The 9854-nt window shown below is 68.9% G+C and carries 9 protein-coding genes; 3 read left to right on the top strand and 6 right to left on the bottom strand.

The features are described 5' to 3' along the window. Window positions 1–229: 229 nt before the first annotated feature. Both VFE05_10295 and VFE05_10290 read right to left on the bottom strand, forming a co-directional pair. Window positions 230–1636 (bottom strand): nitrilase-related carbon-nitrogen hydrolase, encoded by a 1407-nt coding sequence (locus tag VFE05_10295; protein HET6230446.1) that lies wholly within the window; start codon window positions 1634–1636, stop codon window positions 230–232. 374 nt (window positions 1637–2010) lie between these two features. After that, a complete protein-coding gene (locus VFE05_10290; GenBank protein ID HET6230445.1) occupies window positions 2011–2262 on the bottom strand; it encodes a helix-turn-helix transcriptional regulator in 252 nt (83 codons plus the stop codon). Between the two features lie 198 nt (window positions 2263–2460). On the opposite strand from VFE05_10290, the gene VFE05_10285 reads away from it, so the two are divergent. Beyond that, window positions 2461–2613, top strand: coding sequence for a hypothetical protein (locus tag VFE05_10285; GenBank protein ID HET6230444.1), 153 nt, complete (start codon window positions 2461–2463; stop codon window positions 2611–2613). 614 nt (window positions 2614–3227) lie between these two features. Here VFE05_10285 and VFE05_10280 read toward each other — a convergent pair. Beyond that, window positions 3228–3791, bottom strand: a complete 564-nt coding sequence (locus VFE05_10280; GenBank protein ID HET6230443.1) for a pyridoxamine 5'-phosphate oxidase family protein — start codon at window positions 3789–3791, stop codon at window positions 3228–3230. Window positions 3792–3989: 198 nt separating this feature from the next. On the opposite strand from VFE05_10280, the gene VFE05_10275 reads away from it, so the two are divergent. After that, window positions 3990–4880 (top strand): DMT family transporter, encoded by an 891-nt coding sequence (locus VFE05_10275; protein ID HET6230442.1) that lies wholly within the window; start codon window positions 3990–3992, stop codon window positions 4878–4880. A gap of 136 nt (window positions 4881–5016) precedes the next feature. Here the strand turns inward: VFE05_10275 and VFE05_10270 are convergent, their stop codons facing one another. The 3 genes from VFE05_10270 to VFE05_10260 all read right to left on the bottom strand — a co-directional run bounded on the left by VFE05_10270 (window position 5017) and on the right by VFE05_10260 (window position 8722). Continuing rightward, complete coding sequence (locus VFE05_10270; protein HET6230441.1) at window positions 5017–5775, bottom strand: TonB family protein; 759 nt, start codon at window positions 5773–5775, stop codon at window positions 5017–5019. A 368-nt stretch (window positions 5776–6143) separates the two neighbouring features. Further along, a complete protein-coding gene (ltrA, locus tag VFE05_10265; GenBank protein ID HET6230440.1) occupies window positions 6144–7583 on the bottom strand; it encodes a group II intron reverse transcriptase/maturase in 1440 nt (479 codons plus the stop codon). A 461-nt stretch (window positions 7584–8044) separates the two neighbouring features. Further along, window positions 8045–8722: a uracil-DNA glycosylase gene (locus VFE05_10260; protein ID HET6230439.1), complete on the bottom strand. Its 678-nt coding sequence runs from the start codon at window positions 8720–8722 to the stop codon at window positions 8045–8047. 340 nt (window positions 8723–9062) lie between these two features. Between VFE05_10260 and VFE05_10255 the strand changes: the two genes are divergently transcribed. Continuing rightward, window positions 9063–9782 (top strand): hypothetical protein, encoded by a 720-nt coding sequence (locus VFE05_10255; GenBank protein HET6230438.1) that lies wholly within the window; start codon window positions 9063–9065, stop codon window positions 9780–9782. Window positions 9783–9854: the final 72 nt, after the last annotated feature.

The following is a 9854-nucleotide window of genomic DNA, read 5'->3' as shown; positions in this document are numbered from 1 at the left end:
ATCCCCTGCAGCCGATTGTTAGGCCCGTAGCCTAACGACCGAGTTGAACTGCCGAAGGTCCGCTCCAACGACTGGTTCGCCGGCGGGGTTAAGGATCGGGAGCAAGCATCTCGGCCGGAAGACCCCCGCTATGGCGGTATTGAACCCGCAACTGAGCACGCGCCGACCGTGCGGACTCGGATATACCAGACGGCGCCTCCGCTTCGGCGAAGTCATCCCTCACCGTGGCTCAGCGGTTGTGGTTGCGCAACATGACTTTCTCCCGCCGCTTGGCCAAACGGAGCCAGATCCACAGCAGTACGGTTCCGCCCAGGCAGAACCACCCGAACACGTCACCCATTCGACCATAGAGGGTCGGTGCTCCCACGGCGGGGAGGATCGCTGTCGCAACTGTGATGCTATCGCCTACCGGACGCTCAACCCGCACACGACCCGTTCGATCATAGGCGCTCACGAGTCCGTTTCGCGCGCTGCGCGCAACCGCGAAGCCGTTCTCTACAGCCCGCATTGCCGTCATTCGTGCACCCATCCACCCATCGCGACCGAAGTCGTACGATGGTACGGCCATGATCGCTGCGTTACCCGCGTACTGTCGACCGATCTCCGGGATGTGCATGTCTTTGCAGATGGCGATGCCCACACGCGTACCCACGACCTCGAGAAACACCGGTACGTCGCCGGGGGTGTCGCGCGCCTCCCAGCCGGGGACGAGCCGTTGCTTGTCGTACCAGGTGGCGCGGCCATCCGGTGCCGCCATCAGGGCCCGGTTGAGGTAGACTCCGCCGTCGCGTGTCTCGATACCGATGATGATTGCCGCGCCGGTCCCGTGGGCTACGGCAAGAACGTCCTGCGCGGCGCGGGCAGCATCGTCGCGATCGAGCAGGACGAGCTTCTCGGGTAGCACCACGAGCCCGCCGGGTATGGCGGACCTGACGACCGCCGGGCGGTACGTTGTCCATACGTCCTCCCAGCCAGCCGGGACACCATCGTACCGGTTCGTCGCGATGAGCGTGACCGGCACGGTGCGTCCTGATTGCGGAGCATAGATCCGAGCAGCGGAAAATAGAGCCACGACGAGGACGATCACGCCGACCAGGGCGCCTGCCGTCCGATTCCCCGCACGAGGGTAGCGCCTGGAGAGACAGAGGCCCACCAGCGAGCCCGGAAGCAGCACCAGGAAGACGACTGCACACACGCCGCCGAGCGCCGCGATCTGGATCACACCCGGCACGCTCATCTGGCTGTAGGCCAGGCTCCCTGCCGCTCCGTGCGGCGAGGCCCGCAGTGCCACGAGCTCGAAGGCAGCGATGGTGCCGGGGAGAACGAATACCGTTCCCTGCAGCGGCAGATACCGGGTAGCCGAGATCGTCAGCCGGACCGCGAACATCCACGAGGCCGCGCGTGCGACGGCGATCAACAGCGTCGTCGGCCAGCCGATCATCTCCCCGTAGTAAGCCAACACGCTTGTCGTCGCCACCGCCCCGGCCATGGCGCCGATGGCTTGCGCGGGAAGGCGTGTGCCTGAGGCTGCCACGAGCAGCAGCACAGGGGCGAACCAGGGGGCCCACCAAGCCGGATGAAGGGCGTACCCGGCGCTCAGCAATGTACCCGCAGCGAACGCCAGGAAAATCTGCACGGGCGCGGTGACGGGGGGACGGGGGATTCGGCCCTCGGGCGCGGGGCGGGTCAGTGGCGGATCCGTGATCGTGTCGCATAGGCCCGCAGGCCGAAGCACGGCCAGAGCGGCCATGGTCGTGGCCAGCCTCAGACTGGCGAGCCGGCGGCGCCATTGGAGCCCTGGCAAGCCGGCGGGAATCAGTGCGACGAGGGCGAGTTCCATATTGCGGCGATGATCGAACGTCAGTAGAGCCGGCGAACAACACAAGGGTCAGGGTGCGGGGCCGCCGCGCAAGGCTTCCGCCGCGCCCGATAACATGCAAGGCCCCGCATCCCCTGCAGCCGATTGTTAGGCCGCGCCCCCGCTCGGTCGTCGCCCGGTCGGGATGCTCTTCAAGGCCGTCCAGTCGCAGCTTCGCGCAACTCGTCCGCGATCCGCTGGAGCTGCTGAGAGCGCTGCTCGAATCCGTCGGCCATGCGAGAGAGATTCTCCGCAGTCGGCGTCCTTCGCCCGATCGCCCACCCGCGGAGCACGTCGTACTTCAGGCCGGCATCATCGGCGAGTTGCCGCATGGAGAACGGCCCGTCGCGGAGCACGCGCTGAACAAGCCCGACGATGTCTGCGCTCTCCAACTGGCCCTCCATCTGGAATTCTGTGCTCACAAATTTGTGTTGACCGTGTAGCTGGTGAACACTATATTGTGAGCACAGGGCAAATGAAAGAGGCTGGCCGCTCTCCCGCAAAGAAGGAACGACCAGCCTCACACACGGAACGACCCGAAGGCCGCCCGCTCACCAAAGCTGCCCTGCTGGACGGCTCGGGTCAAGAGGATGGAGCGCACGATGCACAAGGAGCCGAAGGATGATCCCGCGCCCGTAGCCGCTGCGAAGCCCGCCTACACCATCGTGAAGCAGACGAAGAGCCGCTGGTGGGAGGTACGCGACCCGGACGACGAGTTGGTGTGCCTCACGGGTGTACCGGAAGGGCGCGCGTGAGGTGGTACGGCGACTCGCCGCCTGAGACGCACCAGGATGAAGCACACGGCAGCCGCGGGATAGATCCCCTGGGGCTGCCGCGATGCTTGCCCAGCGGCCTAACTTGTTGTTCACTGGACATAATTCCAGATATCGCTCGGGGAGAGCGCGCCTAGCGGATTCCATCTGCATCCAGATAACACGCTCACAATCTAGCGTCAAGGCCGGTAACTCGCGGCCCCGCAACCCGATCTCCTGAACGGACGACGGGTGTCACGCGGCTATGCGCGCGCGTGGAGGCATAGCGCTCTTGCCGAGCGCGTTATCTGGACCGAGAGTGTACCCCTTCCATTTCTCTCCCATCTCGGGAGGCCCGGTGACAGAACCCAAGCTCTTGGAGCAGGTCAGGCAGACTGCCCGGCTGAAGCACTTCAGCCTGCGCACCGAGCGTGTGTACGCGCAGTGGGTGTGCCGCTTCGTGTGCACCACGGCAATCGTCGTCCGCGCGAGCAGGGCGTGTGAGAGATACAGGTTTTCCACTCCGACGCCCCGCAGAGCGGAACGGGTCGACGAAAGTCCGCCCGCCGCCGCCGAGCCGCTCTTCGCCCCGCCTCCGCCCAACTGGCTGCGGGGAGCTAGCGGGCGGACTTCATCTCCTGGGCGTTCAGCTCGTGGGTCTCGCCCATCTGCGGAGGCTGGCCGGTGACGATGCCCTTCACGACCTCGAAGAGGACCACGGGGCGGGGTGTGTCGTTGACCATGTAGACAACGGAGTCCGCGTCCACGGCCACGAGGGTGAGGCGCGGGTCGTCGGGCCCGCCGTCGCGGGCGCCGCCCCCGTCGCCGAACCACGCCTTCCAGTCCGGCCGGTACAGCTCGTGGATCTTGGCCCTGTCCACCGAGATGCGCGCGGTGCCGCTCACCGAGACCCACTCGCGGGTGCGGTCGCGGTAGTAGCTGACGTTGACGTGCGGATCGTGCTCCAGCTCGTCCAGCTTGTGGCTTTCGCCATCGGTCACGAACCACAGGTCCGCGCCCTCGCTGCGCGCCTGCGTGGCCATGGGCCGCGACACCAGGTGCCCATCCGCGCGGCGCGTGGTGAGCATGGCGGTCTCGATGCCTTCTACCAGCCCGTACAGCTGCTCCAGCTTCTTCCCGGCGGGCGCGGTCTCGATCCCCATCTTCGGCTGCTCGGCCATCTCAAGGCTCCATTGTGTACAGGGTTTGTCGAATCCAATCCGCCCCGCCGGAAAGCACTATGCGTGCCGCCCCGCGCCGTCCACCATCCCCGGCCGGCGCGTCGCGACGGATGCGCCTGCGGATTGCCAGCGCGGGCGGGCGCGGTAGATTCAGCGCCGTCTCCCACTATCTCCCGCGCGAACCGGAACGGCGCCCACGTGAGTCCCCGCACCGCCAGCCGTCTCCAGATCATCGCCGCGGCGCTGCTGTTCTCCACGGGCGGCGCGGCCATCAAGGCGGCGTCGCTCACGAGCTGGCAGGTGGCCAGCTTCCGCTCGGGCGTGGCGGCGGCCACGGTGCTGCTGCTGGTGCCCGCCGCGCGGCGCGGGTGGACGTGGCACGTGCTGCCCGTGGGCGTGGCGTACGCGGCGACCATGGTGCTCTTCGTGCTCGCGAACAAGCTGACCACGAGCGCCAACACCATCTTCCTGCAGAGCACGGCGCCGCTCTACATCCTGCTGCTCAGCCCGTTCCTGCTGCGCGAGCGCATCCGCCGCGGCGACGTGGCGTTCATGGCGGTGGTGGGCGCGGGGCTGCTCATGTTCCTGCTCGGCGCCAACCAGCCGCTCGCCACCGCGCCGGACCCCGGCCGCGGCAACGTGCTCGCGCTGCTGAGCGGCCTGGCGTGGGCGCTCACCGTGATCGGCCTCCGGTGGATGGGCGGCCGCGGCGAGGGCTCGGCCATCCCCACCGTCGTTGCGGGCAACGCCATCGCCTTCCTCGTCTGCCTCGCCCCCGCGCTTCCCGTGGGCCACGCGACCACGGCGGACTGGCTGGTGATCGGCTACCTGGGCGTCTTCCAGATCGCGGTGGCCTACCTGTTCGTGAGCGCCGGCATCCGGCACGTGCCCGCGCTGGAGGCGTCCACGCTGCTGCTGGTGGAGCCCGCGCTGAACCCCGTGTGGGCGTGGCTGGTGCACGGCGAGCGGCCCGGTACGTGGGCCATCTGCGGCGGCGTGCTGATCATGGCCGCCACCGCCGCGAAGACGTGGTGGGACGCCCGCAACGCCCCTCGCGCTTCCGACACGCCCGCGCCCGCCCCGCCGTAACTCGCATCTCCCGAGACACATCGGCTGGACGTTTCGGTAGATGGAGGACGGAGGATGAAAACGAGGAGGCCCGGCGATGCGCTCGCCGGGCCTCCTCCGTCCTTCTGTCCTCCTGCCTTCGCGGCCGATGCGCGGCTTACCGGGGGAGCGTCCAGTCGATGGGGATGGAGATGAGCACCCGCACCGGCTGCCCCATCATAGACGCGGGACGGAAGCGGAACTTCTCCGCCGCCTTCTTCGCCGCGTCCGCGAACGCCGGGTTCGTGGCCTCCACGATCTCGATCGTCTCGGGCTCCACGCGCCCGTCGGTGCCCACCACGCACCGCACCACCGTGCGCCCGCTGATCCCGGAGTCACGCATCAGCGGCGGGTAGTACCGCTCGAACAGCCGCACGAGCTCGCCGCGGTTGCTGAGCTGGGGCCGCTCGCCGGCGTCCAGGATGCCCTCGTCCACCACGTCGTTCGGCGCCGCCGGAGCCGTGGTTCCCGTGGGCGGCCGGCCGTCGCCGGGCGAGACGGGCCCGATCACGTCGCCCGGCTTGCCGATGCCGGTCACGTCTACCGGGCGGATGGGAGTGGCCGTAAGGTCCGGCGCGGGGATGTAGTCCGGCACCGTCGTGGGAGCCGGGATCACGATCGTCTGCCCGGTCACGGGCGCACGCAGGTGCGGCTCGTCCACGCGCGGCTGCTGGGGGATTGGCGCGGGCGGCGGCGGCGGCGTGGGCACCGACCCGATGTCGATGTACACCGCCCCGGGTTCCTTTGGCGGCGCCGGACGGGTCGCCGCGTACGCCGCGCCGCCGAAGACCAGCGCGTGCGCCGCCACCGAGACCGTGATGGTCATGGGGCTCCACACGCGGCGCTTCCTGGCTCCGGACTCCAGGACCTTGAACATTGCGGCCTTCCTTCGCTGCGGGTTTGCGACCGGGTACGATCGGCGCGGGGTTCCCCCGTCCGTCTACTATGCAACGCACCGGCATCGGGCGTTTCTGACGCGTCGCCGGAAGCCGTCCATCTCCCGCTCCGCACTCGCCGGGAACCGCTCGCCCCGTGCATCGACGCGTCCGCCGAGTACCGCACGACCTGGCAGTCCATCACCTGCTTCTTCTCGTAGCAGGCCGGCGGCGGATGAGCGGCACCGCGCCCCATCCCAAGTGTAGCTTGGCAGGCAGATCGGGATAGGGGGCAGCCGGGTAGTCCGGCTGCACCCCTCCCACACCACCGGACATGCGGGTCCGCATCCGGCGGTTCGGAGAGTTGAGGTCAGTGTGGTCGAAGCCGCGGCAGGCCCATCTGTTCGAAGAGCTTACCCGGCAGGGCGGTCTGGAGCGCGCCGTGGCGGGACATTCTCCACCAGCTTCGCGTGTGTTTGGCGGCGACCGCGGCAAGCTGTTCGGGCACTCCCCGAGTTCTCATCTCCCGGTACGCCGTTCGCCCACGCTTCCACTGCTTGAGCTGCACCATCCGCAGCCTTCGGGCGATCCACTGGTCGAGGTCGTGAAAGACTCCCGGTGTGTCCGCCAGTCGGAAGTAGGCCTTCCAGCCCAGCAGGTACGCCCGTAGCTCCTCCACCACCCTCCCCAGCGACCTCCCCCCGTTCCGGCTGGTGATCTGCCGGATGCGCTCCTTGAAGTCCTCCAGGGCCTTGGGCGCGGCGCGGCGTTTGACTTCTCGTCCCTTTGCTACCCAGAAGCTGTAGCCCAGGAACTTGCGGTCCCACACCCGCGCCACCGCACTCTTGTCCTCGTTGACCTTCAGCCGGAGCTTCGCGTAGAGCGCCCGAAGACGCTCCAGGACCCGCTCGCCCGCCCGCTTCGACCGCACGTACACGTTGCAGTCATCGGCGTATCGCACGAACGCGTGCCCGCTCCGCTCCAGCGCCTGGTCGACTTCGTCCAGGAGCACGTTCGCCAGCAGCGGCGAGAGCGGCCCGCCCTGCGGCGTGCCCTCGTGCCGCTCCACCACCACTCCGTTGGCCAGCACCCCGGCCTCCAGGTAGCGGCGGATCACCCTGAGCAGCCGCTTGTCCCCGATCCGCTTCTCCAGACGTGACATCAGCACGTCATGGTTCACACGGTCGAAGAACTTCTCCAGGTCCACATCCACGACCCATCTACGGCCCGACTGGACATCGCGTTGCGCCTGACAGACTGCGCCGTGCGCCCGCCGCCCCGGCCGGAATCCGTAGCTGTGCTCGCTGAACGTGGGGTCGAAGATCGGCTGCAGCACCTGCAGGATCGCCTGTTGGATGAACCGGTCGAGCACGGTCGGGATGCCAAGCTGCCTCATCCCGCCCCCGCTCTTCGGGATCTCGTGACGACGCACCGCCGAAGGCCGGTAGCTTCCCGCGAGCAACTCCGCTCGGATCCGCTCCCAGTTCTCCCGCAGATACGCCGCCAGGTCCTCCACGCGCATCCCGTCGATGCCCGGACTGCCCTTGTTCTTCCGCACGCGCTTCAACGCTGAGAACAGGTTGCCGCGCTCGACCACCCGCTCCATCAGGTCGCCGTTTCCCGAGCGCTCGTTTCCCTGCGCCGCCGGCTTGGCTTCACCGCTCCGCCGTACGTTCGGGGCTTCACCCCTATCCTCCAGCGGGAGCTCCATCTGCATGGTCTTCTGGTGCATTGCCCTTCCGAGACGCAACGTCGTTTCGCTCTCCTCTCCGTTCGGCCCTTCACCGGCGGGGCGGGGCCCAAGCGCCATCTGTGGCAAACCGTCCGACTACTACGGCCTCGGCTGACTTCTCGCTCCGCGCTGTCACTCCATCGCACGTCGCCCTTTCAGGCGCAAGGCGAGATCTCCCCAGGTAAGAACAGTGGCCTTCCCCGCACAACCGCCGGATCTACGCAGCCTGAGCTTTGGTCGTGAGAGCTTCGCGTTTGTTTGGACGCTCGCCCTGCTCGGCTACGCCTCCTATCCGGTTTCTGTTCGTCGGCTCGACGGGTTCGCTACCCCGCTTCTTTCAGCGCTCTCCTCACGGTCGGCGCCTTGCGGCTCGCTTCGGTCCCTACGACCAAGTTCCGGGAGGACTTTCACCTCCGGACCACTATCCATGCTGGGCACACATGCACGGCGAGGCCGTCCGCACCGCGCGGACGGCCTCGCTCGTCTTCCATCGTATCTCCGCCGGCCCGATCCGCCCAGAGAGCCGGGACGATGCGCGGCTACAGGTCGGGGATCTGCCAGTCGATCTCCGGCTTCCCCGCCTCGCGGAGCGCCGCGTTGATCTTCGAGAACGGGCGGCTGCCGAAGAAGCCGCGCCGGGCCGAGAGCGGCGAAGGGTGCGCCGAGCGGATCACCGTGTGCCGGCCCGCGTCGATCAGCGCCTCCTTCTTGCCCGCGTAGCCGCCCCACAGCACGAACACCACGCGGTCGTCCTTCTCCGCGACCTTGCGGATCACGGCGTCGGTGAACGTCTCCCAGCCCTTGCCCTTGTGCGAGTTGGGCTCGTGCGCGCGCACTGTGAGCACGGCGTTCAGCAGCAGCACGCCCTGCCGCGCCCACGGCACCAGATAGCCGTTGTTGGGGATGGTGCACCCCAGGTCGTCGCGCAGCTCGCGGAACATGTTGGCCAGCGACGGCGGCGGGCGCACGCCGGGGCAGACCGAGAACGCCAGCCCGTGCGCCTGTCCCGGCCCGTGGTACGGGTCCTGGCCCAGCACCAGCACCCGCACCTCGTCGTAGGGCGTGAGCCGGAGCGCGGTGAACACCTCGTCCTCCGGCGGATAGACCTCGTGCGCGGCGCGCTCGGCGTCCACGAACTCGCGCAGCTTGGCGAAGTACGGCTTCTCGGTCTCGTCGCCCAGCAGCTTTTGCCATGGGCCCGGCAGCGGCAGTCGCATGCTTCGTCGGTCTGGGGATTTTCGGGGTGATGCGCACCGGCCCATCCGCATCTCGTGACGCGTCTCGGCAGATGCGGACGCGGTGGACGCAAGCCGGGGACCGCGCGCCCCCGCCGCGCCTCCGCCGATGCGCGACGGGCGGCGGACGGCGGAGGCAGGCAGATGGACGGCCGGTGCTCGTCCGGCATCGCGCAGCGTGCGGGAGGCGCGTTGCGGCTGCATCTCCCGACAGCACGAGCGTTGCATGTGCGATGACGGAGATGTACGGTAGGCGCGGGGGATGAACATCCGCCGCGCCGGCCTGTACGACCCAACAGGTACCCTTGCCTGGAGGAACCGCATGATCAAGCCAAACGTACGCGCGTCGTTCGGGAGACGGGAAGCGGAGCTGCTGGTGGCCCTCGGCGGCCCCGGCGCCGAGGAGCTGCTGCGCGAGCGCGGGCTGGACGCGCTGCTGGACGACGCGCGGATGCTCAGCGCCATCCTGCGCGGCGGGCGGGTGAGCGCCGCGCCCGCGCCGCTCGTGTTCTACCTGCTGGTGCGCCACGCGCTGCTCCAGCGCGAGATCTCCGACCGGCAGCTGGCGGACTACACCGCTGCCGTGCTGCTGGAGTTCGGCACCGCCGGCCGCGCCAACGCGGTGGACGGCGGCGAGGGCGAGCCGTTCTTCTACCTGGCCGACATCCTGGCGGCGCTGGACCGCGCCCGCGGCGAGCGCGAGTTCCTGCTGCGCGTGCACCTGGGCAACTACGCGCTGTGGCTGGCCGGCGTCTTCCCGGACCACGTGACGCACCGGGTGCAGCGCCGGGGCGCGCCGCCGCTGTCGTACTACGACGAGCTGGGCGCGGCAGGCTTCCGCACCGCCGCGGGAAGCGACCTGGCGCTGCGCCATGGCCTGGGCGACCTGTTCGTGCGCGCGGCGGACCAGTTCGCGGACCTGCGCGTGGCGCTCAACTCGCTCTCGGACGCGCTCTTCTTCCCCGGCCGCGGCGGCGCGGTGGAGCGCGTGCTGCGGCAGGTGGCCGACGACTTCGCGAGGAACCAGCGCGGCGCGCACTGACTGCGCAGGCGGACGGCCACGCATCCGCCGGGACGCCCGGCATCTCGCCCAGAACGGCCGTCCGCCGTACAT

Source organism: Longimicrobiaceae bacterium, assembly GCA_035696245.1.
In the GTDB taxonomy this organism is placed as follows: Bacteria; Gemmatimonadota; Gemmatimonadetes; order Longimicrobiales; family Longimicrobiaceae; genus DASRQW01.
The sequence above is the reverse complement of the archived record's forward strand: the minus strand, read 5'-3'. Positions and strand labels throughout refer to the sequence as shown.